A 22,532-nucleotide genomic window follows, 5' to 3' on the forward strand; every position below is an offset into this window, starting at 1 on the left:
CACCAAAAGTCATTCAATTTTTACCAGCTGCGTTTTACCGACATATTAACCAGGGATAATGAAAACCATGAAAAAAAGTAACCAATTTGCTAGCCCATTTAGTGCTTGGAGCGGACATCGCTTATTCCACGTTGTGGCTGGTACGCTCATCGGTGCGATGGTAGTGACGCAAGCCTCGGCAATGCTACCGACGCCAGAACAAGCCGTCGATAGTTCGGCAGCTGTACAGACCAATGCTACTAAAAGCAGCAACTCGAGTGCACAAGCCGTCAATAGTAAAATTACCGCGTCATTGATTAGCGTTGATGCAAACGGTCAAGAGGTTTTGGCTCCGGTGAATGCTAGTACGCGCCTGCAATCAGGTAATGTCTTGGAGTACCAAGGTTATTTTACCAATACCAATGCAGATCGCGTCCGTAAAATGACTGTGACGATGAGTATCCCTGAGCAGGTAGAGTTATTGCGTACAGTATCACCTGAGTTTCCATACGGCAGTGCGGACGGCCATACTTTTGCCCGTATGCCATTACGTGGAAAAGTGGATAACCAACTACAAGAAATTCCATTAAAGTATTATAAAGCGGTACGCTGGGATTTAGAGGGTGTTGGTCTTAATGACACCGTAGTGGTTAAATACCGTGCACGTGTGAAATAAGCCAGTCATTTAATATTAAGTATTTTATAAGTGTGATTTATTTAATATCGGCTTAATATTCGTTTAATCATAAAAAGCATCACGGCTCGTTGCTGTGGTGCTTTTTTATGGATTGTTAACAAGAAATTTTGGTACGCCGTTGCAAGGCGCTTAAAGCGTCGCGTATTTCTGGTTAGATTTTTCTTTGATTAATTGCTTGATGGCAGCCATCTGTGCGGTAGTGGCTTGCGAGCCTGCAGCGATGAGAGCACGGCGCTGGCTGGTATCTAGTGAGCTGATATGACTGACCGCAGGCGTAATCAGCACATCAGCACGATCTCGTTCACGCTGCATCGATGAGGCACGATTGGTGCTTGGCGGAGCTACAACATTACTCTCCAAAAATCCCCAAAAATTGCTTAATCCGTTGAGGTTTAATTTTTTATCAAGTGTAGACACACCGCTAGTATTATTAATACCAGTATCTGTCACATCAACGGCAATAACAATATCAGCGCCTAAATCACGGGCACTATCGACAGGTACTAGACTGACCACGCCACCATCGATATATTTTTTACCGACCTTTTCGGGGATACGCGGTGCAATAAAAATATTCGGTACGCTACAGGACGCTTGAACGGCAAGCCCTGCATCACCAGTGGTAAAAATGGCTTTTTTCAAAGTATGCTTCTCCGCCGCGACTGCTGCAAAGCGGATAGGGAAATCCTCTATTACTCGTCCATCGACTTTATCGTTGATAAAGTTCTTGAGTTTGATACCCTCGATGACACCTTGGTTGGATAAGACAAAATCTGTCAATTCGCTATCTGTAGTGGTCAGTGCCAGTTGCTCAAGTTGTACTGGTGTGTAACCGCTCGCATATAGGCTACCAACCAAGCTACCGACGCTGGTGCCAACGATGAGCGTGGGCTTAATACCATTTGCTTCTAGTGCTTTAATCACCCCAACATGGGCGAAGCCTTTGGCACCGCCGCCGCCCAAGACTAACGCCACATTAAGTGGCGCTATTTTTGGTGTTTCAGGTAACGGCTGCGCTGGCGTTAGAGAGCTACAAGCGCTAATAGATAATCCGAGTACGGCAATTAAGCTGGTGCATAGCACTCTCATACTATGTCGCACTCTTAGACTATTAAGAGGTTGTCGGTACTGGGCAGGAGCGAACATAAAAACACCTTATAAAATGACGATAATACGGAAAATAAGACATCAGTTATTGATATGATACAAATGAGCCGTTTGACTTTCAGGCTTTTTGACGCAGTATTACTAAATAGCTGAGCATAAGCAATTGTATTGTCAGCTATAATGAAATGAGTCGGTGTTTTGATGTGTCCTGTTGATGACAGCTGTTTTATAAAAACTGTCATCATATACGGTATATTGAAAATACTTGAATGAGTATATGAAAACTAAAAATAATATCGTTAGGATCTTTGATGTCAGTATCAGTGAACGCTTCTTTAACTAGCCCAACAGAGCACTTTGGGTCTGAGCTGCCACTCTCAGCGCTAGATATGCCAGTGACGGCGCTGGCGGGTGTGGGATTAAAAGTCGCAGAACAGTTGGCACAATTGAATATTAAACGAATATTTGATTTATTGCTGCATCTGCCACGTGATTATGAAGATCGTAGCCGACTGCTGTCTATAGCAGAGGTGGGGCACGGGCAGTCTGCGTTAATTACTGGGCGTGTGGTACACGTTGACACCAAGCGCAGCGGTATGACGGTCGTGGTAGATGATGATACGGGCACCATATCGCTACGGTTTTTTAAGGTTTATCGTGGCCTTGCACAAACCATGAGCTTAGGGACACAGCTGCAATTATTTGGCGAAGTCAAAGTGAGCCGTTATGGTAAGCAAATCCACCATCCTGAACATCAAATTATCAGTAGTAATGAGACGGTAGTAAATACCGGTTTGCAGCCCATTTATCCAAGTGTTAATGGTTTACATCAAAATAAGCTGCGCACCTTAATTAAGCTGGCATTACAGACGGTTCGTAGTGAAGGCTTACCAATGACGCTGTTTACTCCTACAGATTTTGCAGTCGTGGCTGACTTGCCATTAGCGCCTTTTGAACCGACGAAGACAGTAATAACAGAGGCAGAGTATCCAGAAGATATATTCTCGACACTGGCGCGTAGTGTGCCAGATAATACGACTGGTCATAGCGTTAGTAGTGTCAATAAAGCCAATGTCTATGATGCCAATAATAATACAAACAGTGATATCCATACAGTCGCTACTAGAACAGTTAATAACAACGTCTATAATCTGACGATATTTGAAGCCTTAGTATTACTGCATACGCCGCCGACTTATACTGACGCAGGACGACAATATCAGCTACTCACCCAGTTAAGTGCCCGTACTCATGCAGCATGCCAGCGTTTAATTATTGAAGAATTAACCGCCCATCAGCTCAGCTTGTTATATCGTCGTCAGCAACTGCATCAGCATAAAGCACCCAAATGTGCCACTCAAAGTCCATTGGCTGATAAGTTGTTTGCCGCATTGCCATTTGATTTAACGGGTGCACAGCAACGAGTCATGAAAGATATTACGGCTGATATGGCAACGTCCATCCCAATGCTGCGGTTGGTGCAAGGTGATGTTGGCGCGGGCAAGACTCTGATCGCAGCGGGTGCGGCGGGTTATGCGCTTGATAGTGGCTGGCAAGTGGCGGTAATGGCACCCACAGAAATTTTAGCAGAGCAGCATTTGTTTAACTTTAAGCAATGGTTTGAGCCGTTAGGTATCGGTGTCGGCTGGCTTGCTGGGAAACAAACGGCAAAGCAGCGCCGCGAAGCGTTGGAAGCAGTCGCAGAAAACGCGGTGCAAGTGGTCGTCGGGACTCATGCATTATTTCAAGAGCAGGTGCAGTTTGCCAAATTGGGCTTAGTTATTATCGATGAACAGCATCGCTTTGGTGTTGAGCAGCGTATGGCACTAACCAATAAAGGGGTGGCCAATAGCACGCCGCATCAGCTGATTATGACCGCTACCCCGATTCCGCGCACGCTCGCAATGAGCGTTTACGGTGATATGGATACCTCGATTATCGATGAATTGCCACCGGGGCGTACGCCAATTACTACGGTGACCATTGACCGTAATCGACGCGATGAGGTGATCGAACGTATTGCGGTTAATTGTGAAGCGGGTAGACAAGCGTACTGGGTTTGCTCGTTGGTCGAAGCGTCTAGTGTGCTGGATGCGCAAGCTGCTGAAGCCACTTATGAGGACTTAAATGAGCGCTTGAATATTCGCATTGGTCTTGTCCATGGCAAGATGAAATCCGTTGACAAACAAGCCATCATGCAAGAATTTAAAGCTGGCAATTTGGACTTGTTGATTGCCACAACGGTCATTGAAGTCGGGGTCGATGTCCCTAATGCGTCGTTAATGGTTATCGAAAATGCCGAAAGATTAGGTCTATCGCAATTACATCAGCTGCGCGGGCGAGTCGGGCGTGGCTCAACCAAAAGCTATTGCGTACTGTTATACCAAAAGCCATTATCAGAGACAGGTACAGAGCGCTTAAAGGTCCTGCGTGATAGCACTGATGGTTTTGTCATTGCCCAAAAAGATTTGGAATTGCGTGGTCCCGGTGAGTTATTAGGCAAACGTCAAACGGGTAACGTCGGTTATTATTTGGCTGATCTGATACGTGACGAGCAGCTGTTTGCCATTGCTCAGCGTTTAGCCAAACATTTAATTGCAGATCCTACGCGCAAGGCAGATGTCAGCCAACTGATTCACCGCTGGATGCCTGAGGCAAGTCGTTATACCAATGCCTAAGGCGTGTCCTCAATTCAATCGATTATCGTCTAAATGGGCTGAAAATGGCTAAATTAATGGTAAAAAAGAGGACAGCCAACGCTATCCTCTTCTGTTTTTTGACGTAGAGCCATCATCTGGAAACAAAGCTATTTGGCTTTTTTCGACTTTTTCAATGACTTCTTAAGATCTTTGAGGTCTTTCTTTTTCTGCTTAATTTTTGCTTTGGTATCTTTAATTTCTTGTTTAAGCTTCTTTACGTCTGATTTATTAGCCATGATGGATTTCTTTATTAGTAGAGTTATCTTAATAATGACAAATTACCCCATAAATACAAGTCTAAACTGTAGGGCGTATGTATCATTAATTTTTACGAGTGATTGTTCCAACTATAATGGTCGTATCTTAATGCATTCAATATGACAGCATATTTGGTCATTTTTTCATTGGCTGAATAAGTTTTAAGCAAGGGATTTTGTGTGAAGAAGACTTATGCAATGAACTAGGAATACGCTGTCTTTTGTCTTTACTTATCGTTCACCTGATAATCTTTGCTACTAATACCTTTATTAAGTTCAATGTCTTACTATATCTTGATTGTTATGTCTTGATTACTATCAACACTTGACTATGTAGATACTTAACACAATTGACCCAATGACGAGATAGTCTACAATGATAAAAGACTATTTTGACAAGCTCTGCCTGCATCATTTTGTTTCCCTTATATCTTTTACGGCGTTAGTACCGTGCTTATTTATAGAGACCGACTATGAGTGATTTTGAACACCCTAATAATAAGCAAGCACTGACTAGCGAGCAAGAAACCAACATTGAACCACCTCAACCATCTGAGCTACCACCGTATCGCCAGTCTGATACATTGTCTAAAAAAACCGCTTCAAAATTACCATTATGGTTGTTACCCGTATTGGCAGCCGTGCTTATCATTGGTGTGCTACTTGGAAAGTATTGGGGCGGAAGTGATAAAGCCGCGACCGATGAATCGCCAGTTTCTAGTCGTACTTCAAGTGATGGTGCCACTGCAAGCGCTACAAGTACTGAGCAGGCGGTGTTATCAGTAGAGACGGTTAGCCCAAGCCAAGATGATATTGGTAACACACTCAGTGCTGATGGCACCATTGATGCCAAAGATACGGCGAATGTCAGTGCTAAAGTCAATGGCGTGGCTATCGAACGTATATTGGTCGAAGAAGGTGATCGCGTCAAAGCGGGTCAAGTATTGGCGATATTTGATACCGATGCTATGGAGCAGCAAGTCTTGCAAGCAGAGGCAGATGTTGCCGAAGCAGAAGCGACGCTTGCCAATGCCAGCGCTGATGCTGCTCGTGTATTGCCATTGATAGATATTGATGCCATTAGTAAACAAGAAGCCGATCGCTATCGCACTGCAAAACTTCAAGCACAGGCTGCGCTACAAGCCTCCAAAGCGCGTCTGAGCACTCAGCGCTTGAGTGTAGATAATGCAACAGTGGTCGCACCAGTCAGCGGTGTCATCAGCGAGAAAATGGCGGAGGTCGGTATGGTTGCTGGTGGCGAGCCATTATTTACTATCATTAAAGGTGGTATTTTGGAATGGCGTGCAGATATTGATCCCAAGCTTGTCGGTGAAGTCAGTGTCGGAACACCAGTACGGGTGAGCTTACCAGATGGTGATACGGTAATGGGGAAAGTGAGCCGCATAGCACCAACGGCGGACAACAACCGGCAGATTACCATCTATGCGAGCTTGGCAGCCAATGCAAAAGTACGCGCGGGTATGTATCAAACGGGTGAGTTCCTATTAGGCAGTGCCAGTACGCAAACGGTGCCCAATAGCGCTATCGTCAGCAACGATGGCTATGATTATGTGATGCTAGTAACCAATGTGACGACTCAAAATGGTCAGACCATGGGTCGTATCAAGCAACAACGAGTGACATTGGGCGAGCGACTTGGCGAAAACGTGGCAGTGCTAGAGCCATTGCCTAGTGACAGTCAAATTGTCAAACAAGGCGGCAGCTTTTTAAATGATGGAGATTTGGTGCGTATCGTTGATGGTGTTAGCCAAACGAGTACAGCAGCGCAGGCACAACCATGAGTTTAAATGTTTCTGCTTACTCGATAAAAAATCCTTTAGTTGCCATTTTGCTATTCATACTACTGACGTTAGGCGGTATTTATGGCTTTATGAAAATGAAGGTGCAGCAGTTTCCTGATATTGACTTACCTGCAGTCGTGGTCACGGTGACTTTACCGGGTGCCGCGCCATCACAGCTCGAAAACGACATCGCAAAAAAGATAGAAAACAAGCTCACCAGTATTGAGGGTATCAAGCATATTCGCACCACGTTACAAACGGGTGCTGCCACCATGGTCACAGAGTTTGTGTTAGAAAAGGATATTCAAGAAGCGGTCGATGATGTGCGCTCGGCAGTAGGCGAGGTACGCGGCGATTTGCCTGCCGCTGCCAATGACCCTATTATTACTAAAGTTTCAACCGCAGGATTCCCCGTTGTCACTTATTCTGTGGCTGCTGAAAACATGAATGTGGAAGACTTGTCTTGGTTCGTCGATGATACGGTCACCAAGCTTCTTTCTGATATACCGGGTGTCAGTACGGTAAGCCGTATTGGTGGTTTGCAGCGTGAAATTACCGTCGCAGCTGACCCGATTACCTTGAGTGGTCTTAAGCTCTCTATCACACAACTATCCAATCAAATCACGGGTATTCAGCAGGACAGCTCTGGTGGTGAAGCAGAAGTGGGCAAAACCACCCAGACGATTCGTGTCCTTGGTGCGGTGGAGCGGGCAAGTGAGCTCAATGATTTACAAGTGGCAATCCCAGCAGGCGGCACGCAAGCGCTTGGACGTATGGCACAAATCACAGATGGCGCGGCTGACCCAAGCTCTATTGCTAAGCTTGACGGGCAAACGGTAGTGGCATTTAACATCACCCGCTCGCGTGGTGCCAGTGAAGTCGAGGTCATGGAGCTGGTTGATGCAGAGCTTGCCAAGCTGTCAGCCGATGTAGGTAATATCACGATTGAAAAGGTCTATGATCGGGCAACGCCCATCGCTGAAGATTATCAAGCTTCTTTACGGATGCTGATCGAAGGTGGTCTGTTAGCAGTCGTCGTCGTATTCTTATTTTTGCGCAATATTCGGGCGACGATAGTTGCTGCTGTCGCCTTGCCATTATCAGTGATTCCCACCTTTTTAGGTATGTACTTATTTGGCTTTAGCCTCAATATTATATCTTTGTTGGCATTATCGTTAGTGATCGGTGTATTGGTCGATGATGCGATTGTCGAGGTCGAAAATATCATACGGCATTTACGCATGGGCAAGACACCGTATGAAGCAGCGATGGAAGCGGCTGACGAGATTGGCTTGGCAGTAGTCGCCACCACATTTACTTTGATTGCCGTGTTTTTACCCACCGCCTTTATGGGCGGTATCGTTGGACAGTTTTTCCGTCAGTTTGGCTGGACGGCTGCATTATCGATTTTTGCGTCTTTGATGGTCGCGCGTCTTATCACACCGATGATGGCAGCGTATATATTGCGACCAGAGAAAAAACACGTTGAGAAGCAAAGCGCGCTGATGGGTTGGTATCTCAAAATAGTGGCATGGACACTGCATCATCGCTGGCTGACGATGGGTGCAACTTTAGTGTTATTCGTGGCATCACTGATGCTTGTCAAATTACTACCAACGTCGTTTATTCCTGATAATGACATTGACCAAACTCGTGTGGCGATTGAGTTGACACCTGACGTTGCACTGGAAGACACAGAGCGCGTTGCTGCGCTGGCAAGTGAACGTATTTTAGCAATGTCTGAAGTCACCAATATTTTTACCTCAGTCGGTGAGGCTCAGGCTAGCATGGACTCAAACTCTAGTGGTGGCAAAGCCGAAAATATAGCAGGTCTAGATATCGTGCTAGCACCGCGTGCAGAGCGCGGCTCTAAGCAAGAGATTGAACGTCAAATAAGTAGTTTGTTGGCAGAAGTCCCAGGTGCGCGCTTTACCGTTGGTTTGTCGAGTGGTGGAGAGAGTGGTTACAACTTCTCTATGACCAGCACCAATCCGCAATTGCTTGAACAAACCGCTCAGCAAATCATGTCAGAGATTCGAGGGCTGCCCAGTGCTGGCTCCGTGACCAGTGACCGCAGTTTGCCGCGTCAAGAGTTAACGGTGACACCAGACAGACTGGCGATGGCGGATAAAGGGGTGACCACGCAAGACATCGCTACGACGTTACGAGTGGCGACGGTGGGTGACTATGAGCAGCGTTTATCCAAGCTCAATTTGGATACGCGGCAGATTCCTATCGTCATTCGTCTACCAGATGTTGCCAAACAAAATGTCAGTCAATTAGAAGGTCTATATGTACCGAGCTCGTTACCCGCAGGACAGGGTGTACGTGTGGGTGAAGTCGCGTCATTGGACTTTGGCACTGGGCCTGCGCAGATTAGCAGGCTCGATCGGGAACGCGCCATCAGTATCACGGTGCAACCTGCGAGTGGCGAGCTTGGAGATTTGGTACAAGCGGTTAAATCAGTACCTGCCATGCAACAACTACCGCCTTCCATTACCATTATTGACCAAGGTCAAGCAGAAAACATGGCTGAGCTATTCAGCGGTTTTGTGATTGCGATGTCGGTCGGTGTGGTTTGTATTTTAGGCGTACTTATTCTATTGTTTGGGCGTATATTGCAGCCTTTTACCATTTTGATGGCATTGCCTTTATCGATAGGCGGCGCTTTTGTGGGCTTGGTTATTACCAATAGCAGTCTTTCTATGCCATCGATGATCGGCTTTATTATGCTAATGGGTATTGCTACCAAAAATTCTATCTTACTGGTCGATTATGCACTGATTGCACAGCGTCGAGGTTTGGCGCGTTTTGAGGCTATTATCGATGCTTGCCGCAAGCGGGCGCGTCCTATTATTATGACCACCATTGCGATGGGCGCGGGGATGTTGCCCTTAGTCTTCGGTTGGGGTGATGCTGATCCAACCTTCCGTCGTCCGATGGCCGCTGCGGTATTGGGTGGTCTGGTGACTTCGACGTTATTAAGCCTTGTGGTAATTCCCGTGGTTTATACTTTGATGGATGATTTGTCAGGATGGTTTGCTAAATGGCTCGTACCTAGTGGCAAAGAGCAGACAACGACAGATAGTAAAGTATGATTTAAAGGATTTATTTGATCATACTTATCACATAGCGTTAGCAGTGATAATGCTATGTCTAAAATAGACAAGCCTATATTTATTGATTAAGTATGGGCTTGTTGTCATTATATAAGAGAGTAATTATAAGAGCACAATCACAAAGGATGTGATTGCTCTATCATTTATCCAGCAAAGGAATGTTACTATGAATCAAATGTCCCTCTCGACAGTCATACTGTCCTCGCGGAAGCCGCTACTAGCCTTATTCCTAAGCATGTTAGGTATCGCCAGCAGTCAGGCGATGACTTACGATATTGATCCCACTCATACCAATGTACGCTTTGCTATTGACCATTTTAATACCTCTACCAACACAGGTGGCTTTTATAATATCACTGGGCAGCTAGATTATGATCCAGCGGCTAAGACCGGTAATATCTCGCTAGTAATTCCTCTGAATAGCCTAAATACAGGCAATACAGCATTTGATATTACGTTAAAAAGCGCAGATTTTTTCGATATTGAGCAGTTTCCACTGGCGCAATTTGATTCTACCAAATGGTATTTTACGACTGATGGTAGTGGCTCAAATGTCAGCAAGGTTGATGGTATGTTGACACTACATGGCAAGACTAACCCCATTACGCTGACGGCTACCAAGTTTAATTGCTATCTAAACCCAATATTGAAAAAGCCAGTTTGCGGTGGGGATTTCACAACGACCATTGATCGAACGAAATGGGGCATCAGTAAATATACATTATTAGGTATTACTGAAAAAGTTCAGCTAAATATTCAGATTGAAGCTGCAAAGCGCTAACACAATCAATAGAAAGTAATTTTCTATTTATATTATCAAAAAAAAGGGCTGAGACTTAGAAAATAAGTTTCGACTTTTTTAATGAGAGAATCCTTAGATTCGTTAGTTAGTTTATCGAAATTTTCTTTATGCTTTCTTTAGCGTAGCTCATTTTTCTACAGGCTTATTTTTTGCTGAATGATGCTATCGAGTAAGTCGTAAAGTCTCCGCTATCCAATCTCATGTCATACCATAACTTCATTAACATGAATTATATTCATTTTATATTTAAATAGTATCGTTTTTATTCATGTAATAGTTTAGGTATGATTCACCTCATACACAAATTTGGTTTTATCTCAAATAATGAGATTAGATTAGGGTAGCGGATTATCATGAGTAAAGAATTTAGTTGTGCAATTAAGCGCATTCGTTTTGATGAAAACTATCATCCTGCAAATAGCACGCGTCTCACGACGAACTTTGCGAATTTGGCGCGTGGCGAGCATCGTCAAGAGAACTTAAGCAAAACGTTAAGAATGATAAATAATCGTTTTAATGCATTGGCACATTGGGATAATCCCACCGCAGATCGTTATTCTGTTGAGGTTGATATTATTTCTGTCGACATGGATGTGGCAGGAAATGGCGATACTTTCCCTATCATCGAGATGCTGCAAACAACGATTGTGGATCATAAAGAAAACACCCGTATTGACGGTATGATTGGTAATAGTTTCTCATCTTATGTGCGCGATTATGACTTTAGCGTGGTCTTATTAGACCATTTCGATAAACATCCATCATCTGCGCCACCAGTAGATTTCGGTGACTTACATGGCAAACTGTTTCAGTATTTATTGAATTCAGAAGCTTACCAAGCTAATTTCACCAAGAAGCCTGTGATTTGCTTGAGTGTTTCCACCAGTAAAACCTATCAACGTACGACCAATCAGCACCCTTTATTGGGCGTTGAATACAAACAAGATGGCTGCTCTTTGAACAAAGGATCACTAACCGATGAGTACTTTTCCAAAATGGGCTTAACCGTTCGCTACTTTATGCCTACGGGTAGCGCCGCGCCATTAGCATTTTATTTTGCGGGTGACTTGCTGAGCGATTACACCGACCTTGAGCTGATCAGTGCGATTGCTACCATGGAGACTTTTCAAAAAATCTACCGACCTGAGATTTATAATGCCAATTCGGCAGCCGCTCAAGTTTATCAACCTAGTTTGAAGTACCAAGATTACTCCCTAACGCAAATCGTCTATGATCGCGCAGAGCGTAGTCAGATGGCAGTGACACAAGGTAAATTCACCGAAGAGCAGTTCATCAAGCCATACCAAACCATTCTTAATGAGTGGGCAGCAAGCTATGATGTAAATGAGCACGCGGCAGAAGCATGTACGAATAAAGAATACGCTGCCTAAACACGCTCAATCTGGCTGAAATGAGAATACCAATAAATAAGAAGATGAATCGTATGACAATATTATTACCGACACAAAAGTTATTACCGACGTCAACGGCTGGCAGCTTACCGAAACCTTCTTGGCTTGCAGAACCTGAAAAAATCTGGTCACCTTGGGCATTAGAAGGTGAGCAACTGCTTGAAGCCAAACAAGACGCGCTACGTTTGACATTGCAAGAACAAGTGCATGCAGGCATTGATATTGTCAGTGACGGCGAGCAAACTCGTCAGCATTTTGTGACCACCTTTATTGAACATCTGGATGGCGTCGATTTTGAGAAGCGTGAGACCGTGCGCATTCGTAATCGTTATGATGCCAGTGTGCCGTCAGTCGTGGGCACGGTAAGTCGTCAAAAGCCTGTATTTGTTGATGATGCTAAGTTTTTACGTGCACAAACCGATCAGCCAATCAAATGGGCACTGCCTGGTCCGATGACCATGATTGATACCTTGTATGATGGTCATTATAAAAGCCGTGAAAAATTGGCGTGGGAATTTGCTAAAATCTTAAATCAAGAAGCCAGAGAATTAGAAGCGGCTGGGGTGGATATTATCCAGTTCGATGAGCCTGCATTTAATGTGTTCTTTGATGACGTCAACGACTGGGGTATTGCCACGTTAGAGCGTGCTATTGAAGGTCTAAAGTGTGAAACGGCGGTGCATATCTGCTACGGTTATGGCATCAAAGCCAATACTGATTGGAAAAAGACACTGGGTTCAGAGTGGCGTCAATATGAGCAAGCATTCCCTAAATTGCAACAGTCGAATATTGATATTGTCTCTTTAGAGTGTCAAAACTCACATGTTCCCATGGATTTGATTGAATTGATCCGCGGTAAAAAAGTGATGATTGGTGCCATTGATGTGGCAACCAATACCATTGAAACCCCTGAAGAAGTGGCCAATATACTACGCAAAGCATTGCAATTCGTCGATGCGGATAAGTTGTATCCTTCAACCAACTGTGGCATGGCACCGTTGTCTCGACAAGTGGCACGAGGTAAGCTGCAAGCGTTAAGTGCAGGCGCAGCAATCGTGCGTCAAGAACTGACCGCTTAGGGTTCATTGACTAAACTGATGCAAAATTTAGCTTTTATAGGTTGGGTTTTTAACCCCGTCTATACTAGCTTGTTTAAACTCATGAGTGACCTCAGTTATCAATGAACTTAAAGATTTAAAATTTAGGAGTTAAGTCATGATTGAAGCCACCGATTTTAGAGACGGTATGTCTTTGTTAACAACCGCGGTCAATGTCATTACCACAGAAGGCAGCGCTGGTACTCATGGATTTACCGCATCTGCGGTGTGTAGCGTCACCGATACACCGCCAACCTTGCTGGTTTGCATGAATCAGACATCTCGCTCACATGCCCATTTTATTGAAAATAAAACGTTAAGTGTCAATGTTTTAGGCGCACAGCACGAATCAATATCTAACGCTTTTGCCTCCAAATTGAGTTCACAAGAGCGATTTGAATATGGCTCTTGGTCACCGCTTAAAACAGGCGCTCCCGTTTTAGAAGATGCGTTGGTCAGTTTTGATTGTGAGATTGAGGACATTCAGCAAGTGGGCACGCACAGTGTTTTCATGTGCCGGGTGGTCGCCATTAGACAAAGTGAGCAAGAGGAGAGTTTGGTGTATTTTAATCGTGCCTATTCTCGGGTTGGTCAAGTGGATCAAGTAGAAATCGCTTAAGTTGGCTTTTTAACTGATTGATTGTCACTGAACTAAAATAACCATCGTACTAACTCTACATAAGAAGTAAATATCCCGTGGAATTAATCGTTTTTTTAATCATAGGTGCGCTAGCAGGATTTGCTGCGGGGCTATTTGGTGTGGGCGGTGGCACAATTATCGTGCCATTATTATTCATCGTCTTTACGCAAATGGGTTACAGCCCTGACAATATCATGCATTTGGCATTGGGGACGTCACTGGCGACCATCATTGTCACCTCTATCAGCTCGCTCATGGCACACAATAAAAAAGGCGCAGTCATGTGGCCTGTCTTCAAAAATCTGGCACCAGGCTTAGCGATTGGTTGCTTTTTAGGGGCAGGGATTGCAGGGCAGATATCTGGGCTGTATCTTCAACTCATTGTTGGGGTGTTTTTGCTGTGGGTCGCCTACAAGATGTTTTTCGGTGGCAAAAAACAGGTTGTTAATCATGCTACCAATTCTAGTAGTGCCGATGATGCTAATACACAACTGCCTTCAAAACCTAAGCAGCTCGCAGCAGGTGGGGTTATCGGTATCGCTTCTGCCATTTTCGGTATTGGCGGCGGTAGCTTAACCGTGCCTTATCTCACGCGTTATGGTGTAGTCATGCAAAAAGCCGTTGGCACCTCAGCAGCTTGTGGTCTGCCGATTGCTATTGCTGGGGCATTAGGTTTCATGTTTTTTGGGATGCAGCAACGAATTGATGTGCCTAACACCATTGGCTTTGTGCATATTTATGCCTTTTTAGGGATCAGCATCATGAGCTTTTTTACCGCCAAGCTAGGCGCGAAAGTTGCTCATATACTATCACCAGAGCTTTTAAAGAAGTGCTTTTCGGTGTTATTAACGGTTGTGGGGTGTTATTTTCTTTATAAGGGGTTGGTTTAAGTATTTATATTGGCGCGTTTACACTGCAACGTTTAGATCGTTCAAAAGTTTATTTTGAGTGGTTCTCTTATATCAATCTACTTTAAGTGGTCTATTAATGGGTCTAAAGTGTGAAATATCTGGTTCCCTCGGGGTATACTCTTTTGTTTTTCAAAATGATCTTTGGAAAAAGAAAATCATTTGTCCTAAAGTCTGATAGCAACTTAGAGGTTAGTAGCACAAGTGCTGGTAGGTTATTCAAAGAAGGTTTGCTAACCTCTCTTTCTAACCCAAAATCTATCTTATTTTTTATGGCTGTATTTCCGCAATTTATCGATACTGAACAAGCCTAGCTTTCTCAATTTCTGATTTTAGCTTCAGCTTTTTGCCTCTTGGTCTTACTAATCCATTTTTGCTACGCAGAAGCATTTGCTTTAGCCAGTCGATATCTATGGAAAGCTCAAGATAATCTATAGTTAATTACAAAAATAGGCGGTGCAATATTAATGCTCATTGCCGTTCTATTGTGTGTAAGTGTGGTGCTCGCTCTCTAAAAGCATCCTATGGTTAATACGAGATTGTCATAAAATTTTTTTAAATATAATAATCAGCCATAACTTCCTAGGCCAACTACATGACTCCTATATACACTGCATTGGCTGTACTTGTTACTTTTATTTGGGGTGTGAACTTTACCTTTATTGCATGGGGACTTGAAAGCTTTCCACCGCTAATGCTCACCGCCCTGCGTTTTTTCTTTACCGCTGTGCCACTGGTTTTTTTTCTAAAACCGCCCAAATTTAACCGTACATTATTTATCTATGCTATCGGTACGTTTGTCATGCAGTATGCTTTTGTATTTACTGCCATGCACTTAGGGGCATCAGCAGGATTGACGGCACTATTGCTACAAATTCAAATTTTTATTACCGTATTGTTGGCGTATTTTATACTGGGTGAGGCAGTGAGTCGCATGCAAATCATCGGTATGCTGGTCGGTGTGCTAGGGCTTAGCGTCATCGCGTTGAACCTTGGTGGTGATATGCCTCTGGCTGGGTTTGTCTGTATCTTGATTGCGGCCATAGGCTGGAGCTTTGGTAACATTGCTTCAAAACAGGCGTCAACACAAGTGACGCAGCAAGGATCAGACAGGGCTATTATTTCGTCTAATACTGGAAGGAATAAGGCATCCGCGTTGTCTGCTCTCGCTCTCGTGGTTTGGGGTGGTCTGATCGCTTGCGTGATTTTAACGCTATCTTCTCTCATATTTGAGACCGAGGCATGGCAGCTGGCGACGTTTACCGAGGCATCGCTTAAGTCTTGGTTATCACTTGGGTTTATCGTGTATGTCTCAACGCTGATAGGATTTGGACTGTGGGCGCATCTGCTGAGTCAAAATACGGCTTCTAAGGTTATGCCGTTTGCTCTATTGGTGCCAGTATTCGGTATGACAACCTCAGTGCTGCTTACAGGAGAGGTCGTGACATGGTGGAAGATGCTGGCAATGATATTGATATTGTCGGGGTTGGTGCTAGCGAATATAAAAATGAAACTGGGAAGAAAGCGCCAGCCAATACGATATTAGCTGTTCTTATTCCTATAACAGCGCTTACGGCAAATAAAAATCCAAACGCTCATAGCCGAAGGTTCAAGTCCTTACTAGGGTACCGAACCTTCATATCTAGCATCAGTATGTCGACTTCTTTGATATGACTATCTAAGATAAAACCTTACGCTGTTTAATCTTTAGCGCTGTCCACCCAAGAAAACTCTTCTAAGATACGCATCCATTGGTCATCTAATTTAGCTTTTAGCAATAATGGCTCACCAGTGACGGGGTGGCTGAGCGCTAAAGTCTGAGCATGCAGCAACATGCGCGTACAGTCATAATGAGTACGAAAAAATCGTGTGTGCCGTATATCACCGTGGCTAGTATCACCCACGATATGATGGAATACATGTCGCATGTGCCGACGCAGCTGATGCTTGCGCCCAGTCTCGGGTGTCAAGCGCACAAGACTATAGCGGCTCGTGTCATGCTTTTTTGATACGGCAAATGGTAGCTCGACTTGTGCCAAACTTTGCCAATGGGTCACCGCCTCTTGAGCGGGTTTGTCCAAATCAGCAAACTTATCGGCGATGGCATCGGGTTGAAAGCTCAACGCATAATCAACGGTGCCTTGTTCTGACATATAGCCGCGCACCACGGCTAAATACTGCTTGGTAACTTTGTGTTCAGTAAAAGCCTCGCCAAGGCTGCGCGCCACGGCTGAGCTCTTGGCAAACAATAATACGCCTGACGTAGGCTTGTCTAACCGGTGCACCGGAAATACATGACAACCTACCGCATCACGGGTGAGTTGCATGGCAAAGCGCGTCTCGCCTTTATCCAGCCAACTGCGATGCACCAATAGACCAGCCTCTTTATTAATTGCCACCAGAAATTCATCTTCATAGATTATTTCTATTTGACTAGCGATTTGATTGGCGGTGTCGCTTTCGATATCCATGTTCTCATTGTCCATACTGTAGATACAGTAACTATATAAGTGATTGAATTATATAAATTACTGATATTTTTCTATTTCGTTATTCACAAAAAAATCCTTCGCTATCTTATTCGTACCAGATAGCGAAGGACTCGGTGCAAAAAGCAACTGATTGATGATAGTTATATTAAAATCAGATATTTATATTATTCAACAGTCACTGATTTAGCAAGGTTACGCGGCTGATCGACGTCTGTGCCGCGCATTACGGCGACATGATATGACAATAGCTGTACGGGTACGCTATAGACGATAGGGGCAAGCGTTTCACAAACATCAGGCACATAGACCACATGTAATCTGTCTTCTGCGACCATTTGACTAGATTCGCTGGCAAAAACGAACAGCTCACCATGACGCGCGTGTACTTCTTGCATATTGGCTTTTAGCTTATCAAACATGCTGTCTTTTGGCGCTAGTACGACGATGGGCATGTCTTTATCGACCAAGGCCAATGGACCGTGTTTCAGCTCGCCTGCCGCATAACCTTCGGCGTGGATATAAGAGATTTCTTTCAGCTTTAACGCGCCTTCTAGCGCTATTGGAAACTGCAAACCACGACCTAAGAACAAGCAGCTCTTTTTATACTCAAAATGCTCACTCATGGCTTTGATAGGCGCATCGAGGTTTAAGCTGGCATGTAGTTGACCACGTAGTTCTTGTAATTGACCAAGCAAGGTACTCAGGTTTTCGCCAGTCATGCGCTCCTGAACGACACCCACTTTTAAGACCAATAGCATTAAAGCGGCGAGCTGAGTGGTGAATGCTTTGGTAGAAGCAACACCAATCTCGGGACCAGCAAGCGTTGGTAAAAAGATATCCGTCTCACGTACCAAAGACGATGTCGGTACATTACATAAGGCTAAGCTGACTAGACCTGCTGGCGTGTGCTTTTGAATATCACGTAGCGCCGATAACGTGTCTGCCGTTTCGCCAGATTGAGAAATACAAATGACGAGTGTGTTGTCGATGACGACAGGATTACGATAGCGGAATTCACTAGCGACTTCAACGGAACAAGGCACACGAATAAGGCTCTCAAACCAATATTTTGCGACCAAGCCTGAGTGGTAACTGGTACCACAAGCGATGACTTGGACATGCTTAATGCCTTTTAATTGCGCTTCATGACGCTGTAAAAAATCATCACGCAGTTTAGACGGCTCATCGCTATCTACAGCCATCTCAACAGTACGGGCTACCGCGTCTGGCTGCTCATAGATTTCTTTGAGCATATAATGCTTAAACTCGCCTTTATCCGCATTGTGCTGTGCCGCATCAATTTCATGTATCTGACGTTTTACTTCGACACCATCGGCATAAACCTGAATGCTACTGCGCGTCAATTTGGCGATATCACCTTCTTCTAGGTACATAAAGCGATTGGTGACCGGTAGTAAGGCTAACTGATCAGAAGCAATAAAATTCTCACCGATACCCACACCAATCACCAGTGGAGAGCCCAAACGAACAGTAATCAGCTCTTCTGGGCAGTCGATATGTAGAATACCGAGAGCAAATGCGCCATGTAATAACGGAATAACGGCACGAACCGCTTTTAGTAAATCAGGCGTTGTTTTGTAGATATCATTGATTAGATGAGCGACGACTTCGGTATCGGTCTGCGACGTAAATACGTAACCTTTAGCAATCAATTCTTCTTTTAACTCGGCATAGTTTTCAACGATACCGTTATGTACTACAGCGATTTTTCCTGATACGTGCGGATGGGCATTACGCTGTGCCGGCTCGCCATGGGTTGCCCAACGTGTATGCGCAATACCAATGTGACCATCGAAAAATTCAGGATTAACTGCCACAGCATCGACCAATGCTTGCACTTTACCCACTTGGCGCTCGCGATGGAGTTCGCCATCACGAATGACGGTCAGACCGGCAGAATCATAACCACGGTATTCTAGACGCTTAAGACCCTCAAGTAAGATATTAGCGATATTACGCTCAGCGACTGCTCCAACGATTCCACACATAACTATTCCTTAAATTCGATGTTTCATGTTTTGATTTTTAAAGGCTTAAATGTTTCAATGCTTAACCGCTCAAATGCTTTGAGAGGCGATAATGTTCAGTCAATAAATAATAGAAGTCTATACTGGCAGAGCTTTTATACTACCAATTTTGACGTTATAAATATAAGGAAGCAGCATCACAAAAATTGTCATGCTGCTTAGTATTACTTCAATAGATACTGTTCAAAATGCTTGTGATTGACCATTGCTATTTTGACTTTTTGGTCGGACGCTGAAAGTCGTTTTTCTGAGTTTGTCGTGCCCGTCCAAAGGCTAATGCTTTACTATCAACGTCTTTAGTAATCACTGAACCTGCGGCAACCGTAGCGGTATCACCAATAGTCACAGGTGCCACTAAACTTGAGTTCGAGCCAATGAAGGCATTGTCTTCAATAATGGTTTGTGATTTATTGACACCATCATAATTACAAGTAATGACGCCTGCACCGACATTGACATCTGTACCAATGGTCGCATCACCGATATAACTCAAGTGATTAACCTTGCTGCCATGACCTACTGTTGATTTTTTAATCTCGACGAAATTACCAACTTTACTGTTATCAGACAGTACGGTTTCAGGACGCAAATGGGCGAAAGGACCGACATCAACACCTGCCCCAATCTCAGCGCGATCAATCACGCAATAAGGTTTTATGTGGCAGGCATTACCAATGTGTGCGTTTTTGATGACACAGCCCGCTTCGATATAAACATTGTCACCTAAGACACAATCACCCTCGAATACCACACCCACATCGACAAACACATCTTGACCCGCAGTCAAGGTACCGCGAATATCAACGCGACTTGGATCAGCAAACTGCACGCCCGCTTCTTGCAAATCGGCAACCAGTTTGCCTTGCCAAGTGCGCTCTAAGCTAGCGAGCTGTTGGCGGTTATTGACGCCTTCAATCTCAAAGGTATGCTCAGGCTCAATCGCGACAATATTAATGCCTTCAGCGACCGCCATTTTGACGATATCCGTCAGATAGTATTCTTGCTGCGCATTGTCATTAGACAGTTTTGGCAGGTATTTATGCAATAACGCATTATCGACGCAGTAAATACCGCTATTAATCTCTTGGATTTTCTGCTCATCGGCGCTGGCATCTTTTTGCTCGACGATAGCTTCGATATTGCCGTCTTTGTCACGTTTGATACGACCGAGACCAAAAGGATTGTCTACGGTCAATGTCAACATCGACATGCCGTCAGTATTAGCCGCTTGTAGCGTTGCTAATGTCTGGCAGCTGACTAATGGCACATCACCATAGAGAATCAGGCTTTGCCCTTCTTTGGGTAATTCCGACAGGGTTACTTTCACCGCATGTCCAGTACCTAATTGCTCAGTCTGAGCAACCCAAGTAATAGGCAGATGCGCATATTGAGCATTGATATCTGCTTGGACTTGCTCGCCACCAAAACCATGAACAATAATAGTGTCGTCAACCGTTAATTGATGACACGTATCAAGGACATGACCCAATAACGATTTACCAGCCAATGTCTGTAGTACTTTTGGCTTGGCCGACTGCATACGCGTGCCTTTGCCCGCAGCGAGGATAATTACCGAAAGAGGAGATGTCATAATAGCCTACAAATGTAACAAAATATAATTTAGAATTATAGCGCAAACTGTCATTTAACTAAAACGCTATGTCGTGACATCTTTGTAACTTACGTTGCTTGTCATGGGCTTACCATTTACTGGTGGCTTGCTGATAAATTGGCTATCGTCACAAACGCATTACTAAAAAAGTGGGAGAGTTAAAAAAATGCTGGACTATAAACGACAATCGGTTATGAAAGACCGTCGCTTATATAAAAGCGAGGCTAATTTAACAATTAAAGGATGGTGATATAAATAATGATCCAAACGGCTGCTGCCATGATACCTGCGATGATGTCATCAAGCATGATACCTAGGCCGCCTGCGACTTTTTTATCTGCCCAGCCAATCGGTGGTGGCTTAATAATGTCAAAAAAGCGGAACAATATAAAGGCGATAATAATGGCAACAATAGAAGAGGTTTGGGCGATATTTTGCCAAAAATTACCGTCAGCGATACCCATATAAGACAGCGGAAGTAGGGTAAGCCATATGCCTGCCCATTCATCCCAGACGATATGTGGGTTATCATGACCACCCATTAGCTTTGATGTACGACCGCATATCCAACTACCAATCACACAAGAGAGACTAGTAATAATCAAAAATGGCACGAATCCTAAGCTTAGCAATGGTATCGCGATGATTAAGCCACCAACCGTGCCCCAAGTACCGGGTGCACGGCGAGGCAGACCACTACCCAAACCCAACCCAAGCCAATAAACTACGCGGTCAAGCATATTGGCATCGATGGGAAGAGGCGGGCAATCATTGGCTTTACGGATATCAGGCTTAGATAGGTTGTGATCAATCATGGGTTAACCTGCAAAATGTTGGTAACCCGTCAGATTGGGCCAAGTAGTAAAGGGGGCGGGATGGGTAGGTGTGATGGGCTGTCCTTGATAAAAAAGCTCTGGTGGCAAATTTTTGATAGAATCTGGCTCATTTATGGTTATGACTTCGCCGATACAGGTAACAGGCGTGCTGCTACTGTCATTGACAGGTGGTTCAATATGAGCAGGCAAAGTAAAAGCCAATTCATAATCATCACCGCCAGTCAGCTGGCACAACAAGCGCTCGGTTAACTCAGCGTTTGCCAATGCTTTGCTAGTAGGTAGCTGATCAAGATGAATGCGCATACTAACGCTGCTTTGTTGGCAGATATGTCCAATATCTTGAGACAGACCATCTGAGATATCTATCATCGCAGTCGCACCAATTTTTGCCAATGCTGCACCCAGTGCAATACGTGGCGTTGGCATATGTAGACGATGCGCAAGCTCAATACCGATAGCAGTATCAGGATGCTGTAGCGCATAAGCGGCATCGCCAAGCGTGCCTGAGACATAGAGTTTGTCGCCAACTTGCGCGCCTGAACGGTAGACGGCTGGCGTCTCTTTGGTGAGTAACCCTTGCGCGCTGATACTAAGCACTAAATTGTCGCTGCGCGTGGTATCACCCCCAATCAGCGTCACCCCAAATAGCTGGCAAGCATGAAATAAGCCTTTAGCAAATTCACTTAACCAGTGCTCATTTGCCAAGCGCTGAGGTAAGGCTAACGCCAGTAGAATACTATGCGGAGTTGCACCCATAGCAGCAATATCTGAGACGTTCACTGCCACGGCTTTATAACCGATGGTAAATGCCAGCTTATTCACTTGTTGCCAATCGGCGCTGAAGTGTCGACCTTGAACCAGTGTATCAATACAGCTTACCAAGCGCGCGCCTGCAGGCAAGCTCATCACCGCCGCATCATCACCAATGCCTTTTTCGACAATGCCTTTGTCGACAATGCTAGACAATGACTGCGCAGCTTGCATTTGGGAGAATATACGCTCAATCAGCTCAAACTCATTCATGA

General features: G+C 44.6%; 18 protein-coding genes. 11 read left to right on the forward strand and 7 right to left on the reverse strand.

The window, feature by feature from the left end; all coding sequences use genetic code 11:
- Positions 1-67 precede the first annotated feature (67 nt).
- A complete protein-coding gene (locus tag JMX95_RS08680) occupies positions 68-655 on the forward strand; it encodes a hypothetical protein (protein WP_201560587.1) in 588 nt (195 codons plus the stop codon).
- Between the two features lie 150 nt (positions 656-805).
- Here JMX95_RS08680 and JMX95_RS08685 read toward each other — a convergent pair whose 3' ends face one another.
- Positions 806-1,822, reverse strand: a complete 1,017-nt coding sequence (locus tag JMX95_RS08685; protein ID WP_320157777.1) for a patatin-like phospholipase family protein — start codon at positions 1,820-1,822, stop codon at positions 806-808.
- Positions 1,823-2,094: 272 nt separating this feature from the next.
- Between JMX95_RS08685 and recG the strand changes: the two genes are divergently transcribed.
- On the forward strand, positions 2,095-4,461 hold the full coding sequence (gene recG / locus JMX95_RS08690) for an ATP-dependent DNA helicase RecG (protein WP_227676015.1): 2,367 nt from the start codon (positions 2,095-2,097) through the stop codon (positions 4,459-4,461).
- 128 nt (positions 4,462-4,589) lie between these two features.
- On the opposite strand, the gene JMX95_RS13765 is transcribed toward recG, so the two are convergent.
- Entirely contained in the window at positions 4,590-4,718 is a 129-nt protein-coding gene (locus tag JMX95_RS13765) for a hypothetical protein (RefSeq protein ID WP_265088293.1), read from the reverse strand.
- 494 nt (positions 4,719-5,212) lie between these two features.
- On the opposite strand from JMX95_RS13765, the gene JMX95_RS08695 reads away from it, so the two are divergent.
- The 9 genes from JMX95_RS08695 (at position 5,213) to JMX95_RS08735 (ending at position 16,065) form a co-directional block, all read left to right on the forward strand.
- A complete protein-coding gene (locus JMX95_RS08695) occupies positions 5,213-6,541 on the forward strand; it encodes an efflux RND transporter periplasmic adaptor subunit (protein WP_201560588.1) in 1,329 nt (442 codons plus the stop codon).
- The gene (locus JMX95_RS08700) at positions 6,538-9,639 is read left to right on the forward strand and encodes an efflux RND transporter permease subunit (RefSeq protein WP_201560589.1); all 3,102 of its coding nucleotides are present in this window, start codon (positions 6,538-6,540) and stop codon (positions 9,637-9,639) included. The genes JMX95_RS08695 and JMX95_RS08700 overlap by 4 nt, the downstream gene beginning before the upstream one ends.
- A gap of 187 nt (positions 9,640-9,826) precedes the next feature.
- Positions 9,827-10,441 carry a YceI family protein gene (locus JMX95_RS08705; RefSeq protein WP_109592036.1) on the forward strand — a complete coding sequence of 205 codons (615 nt, stop codon included), beginning with the start codon at positions 9,827-9,829 and terminating at the stop codon, positions 10,439-10,441.
- A 374-nt stretch (positions 10,442-10,815) separates the two neighbouring features.
- On the forward strand, positions 10,816-11,853 hold the full coding sequence (locus JMX95_RS08710; protein WP_109592034.1) for a DUF1852 domain-containing protein: 1,038 nt from the start codon (positions 10,816-10,818) through the stop codon (positions 11,851-11,853).
- A 53-nt stretch (positions 11,854-11,906) separates the two neighbouring features.
- Positions 11,907-12,953, forward strand: a complete 1,047-nt coding sequence (locus JMX95_RS08715) for a methionine synthase (protein WP_109592068.1) — start codon at positions 11,907-11,909, stop codon at positions 12,951-12,953.
- Between the two features lie 136 nt (positions 12,954-13,089).
- Complete coding sequence (locus JMX95_RS08720; RefSeq protein ID WP_045445770.1) at positions 13,090-13,590, forward strand: flavin reductase; 501 nt, start codon at positions 13,090-13,092, stop codon at positions 13,588-13,590.
- A gap of 77 nt (positions 13,591-13,667) precedes the next feature.
- Entirely contained in the window at positions 13,668-14,501 is an 834-nt protein-coding gene (locus JMX95_RS08725; protein ID WP_201560590.1) for a sulfite exporter TauE/SafE family protein, read from the forward strand.
- A gap of 155 nt (positions 14,502-14,656) precedes the next feature.
- The gene (locus tag JMX95_RS13850) at positions 14,657-14,833 is read left to right on the forward strand and encodes a LysE family transporter (protein ID WP_227676022.1); all 177 of its coding nucleotides are present in this window, start codon (positions 14,657-14,659) and stop codon (positions 14,831-14,833) included.
- A 281-nt stretch (positions 14,834-15,114) separates the two neighbouring features.
- Positions 15,115-16,065, forward strand: a complete 951-nt coding sequence (locus tag JMX95_RS08735) for an EamA family transporter (RefSeq protein WP_201560592.1) — start codon at positions 15,115-15,117, stop codon at positions 16,063-16,065.
- A 154-nt stretch (positions 16,066-16,219) separates the two neighbouring features.
- Here JMX95_RS08735 and truC read toward each other — a convergent pair whose 3' ends face one another.
- From truC to thiL, 5 genes are all read right to left on the reverse strand, one after another.
- Positions 16,220-16,990 (reverse strand): tRNA pseudouridine(65) synthase TruC, encoded by a 771-nt coding sequence (gene truC, locus JMX95_RS08740; protein WP_201560593.1) that lies wholly within the window; start codon positions 16,988-16,990, stop codon positions 16,220-16,222.
- Positions 16,991-17,175: 185 nt separating this feature from the next.
- Positions 17,176-19,020 carry a glutamine--fructose-6-phosphate transaminase (isomerizing) gene (gene glmS, locus JMX95_RS08745; protein WP_201560594.1) on the reverse strand — a complete coding sequence of 615 codons (1,845 nt, stop codon included), beginning with the start codon at positions 19,018-19,020 and terminating at the stop codon, positions 17,176-17,178.
- A gap of 247 nt (positions 19,021-19,267) precedes the next feature.
- Positions 19,268-20,650 (reverse strand): bifunctional UDP-N-acetylglucosamine diphosphorylase/glucosamine-1-phosphate N-acetyltransferase GlmU, encoded by a 1,383-nt coding sequence (gene glmU, locus JMX95_RS08750; RefSeq protein ID WP_201560595.1) that lies wholly within the window; start codon positions 20,648-20,650, stop codon positions 19,268-19,270.
- A gap of 257 nt (positions 20,651-20,907) precedes the next feature.
- Positions 20,908-21,486: a phosphatidylglycerophosphatase A gene (locus JMX95_RS08755; protein WP_201560596.1), complete on the reverse strand. Its 579-nt coding sequence runs from the start codon at positions 21,484-21,486 to the stop codon at positions 20,908-20,910.
- 3 nt (positions 21,487-21,489) lie between these two features.
- Positions 21,490-22,530, reverse strand: coding sequence for a thiamine-phosphate kinase (gene thiL, locus JMX95_RS08760; RefSeq protein WP_201560597.1), 1,041 nt, complete (start codon positions 22,528-22,530; stop codon positions 21,490-21,492).
- Between the last annotated feature and the right edge of the window lie 2 nt (positions 22,531-22,532).

It is taken from the genome of Psychrobacter sp. NC44 (assembly GCF_904846655.1).
Classification (GTDB): Bacteria; Pseudomonadota; Gammaproteobacteria; order Pseudomonadales; family Moraxellaceae; genus Psychrobacter.

Excerpts from the sequence above, each read along its gene's own strand:
- JMX95_RS08680 (WP_201560587.1), top strand. The coding sequence starts at position 68 with ATGAAAAAAAGTAACCAATTTGCTAGCCCATTTAGTGCTTGGAGCGGA.
- JMX95_RS08685 (WP_320157777.1), bottom strand. The coding sequence starts at position 1,822 with ATGTTCGCTCCTGCCCAGTACCGACAACCTCTTAATAGTCTAAGAGTG.
- recG (WP_227676015.1), top strand. The coding sequence starts at position 2,095 with ATGTCAGTATCAGTGAACGCTTCTTTAACTAGCCCAACAGAGCACTTT.
- JMX95_RS13765 (WP_265088293.1), bottom strand. The coding sequence starts at position 4,718 with ATGGCTAATAAATCAGACGTAAAGAAGCTTAAACAAGAAATTAAAGAT.
- JMX95_RS08695 (WP_201560588.1), top strand. The coding sequence starts at position 5,213 with ATGAGTGATTTTGAACACCCTAATAATAAGCAAGCACTGACTAGCGAG.
- JMX95_RS08700 (WP_201560589.1), top strand. The coding sequence starts at position 6,538 with ATGAGTTTAAATGTTTCTGCTTACTCGATAAAAAATCCTTTAGTTGCC.
- JMX95_RS08705 (WP_109592036.1), top strand. The coding sequence starts at position 9,827 with ATGAATCAAATGTCCCTCTCGACAGTCATACTGTCCTCGCGGAAGCCG.
- JMX95_RS08710 (WP_109592034.1), top strand. The coding sequence starts at position 10,816 with ATGAGTAAAGAATTTAGTTGTGCAATTAAGCGCATTCGTTTTGATGAA.
- JMX95_RS08715 (WP_109592068.1), top strand. The coding sequence starts at position 11,907 with ATGACAATATTATTACCGACACAAAAGTTATTACCGACGTCAACGGCT.
- JMX95_RS08720 (WP_045445770.1), top strand. The coding sequence starts at position 13,090 with ATGATTGAAGCCACCGATTTTAGAGACGGTATGTCTTTGTTAACAACC.
- JMX95_RS13850 (WP_227676022.1), top strand. The coding sequence starts at position 14,657 with ATGATCTTTGGAAAAAGAAAATCATTTGTCCTAAAGTCTGATAGCAAC.
- JMX95_RS08735 (WP_201560592.1), top strand. The coding sequence starts at position 15,115 with ATGACTCCTATATACACTGCATTGGCTGTACTTGTTACTTTTATTTGG.
- truC (WP_201560593.1), bottom strand. The coding sequence starts at position 16,990 with ATGGATATCGAAAGCGACACCGCCAATCAAATCGCTAGTCAAATAGAA.
- glmS (WP_201560594.1), bottom strand. The coding sequence starts at position 19,020 with ATGTGTGGAATCGTTGGAGCAGTCGCTGAGCGTAATATCGCTAATATC.
- glmU (WP_201560595.1), bottom strand. The coding sequence starts at position 20,650 with ATGACATCTCCTCTTTCGGTAATTATCCTCGCTGCGGGCAAAGGCACG.
- JMX95_RS08755 (WP_201560596.1), bottom strand. The coding sequence starts at position 21,486 with ATGATTGATCACAACCTATCTAAGCCTGATATCCGTAAAGCCAATGAT.
- thiL (WP_201560597.1), bottom strand. The coding sequence starts at position 22,530 with ATGAATGAGTTTGAGCTGATTGAGCGTATATTCTCCCAAATGCAAGCT.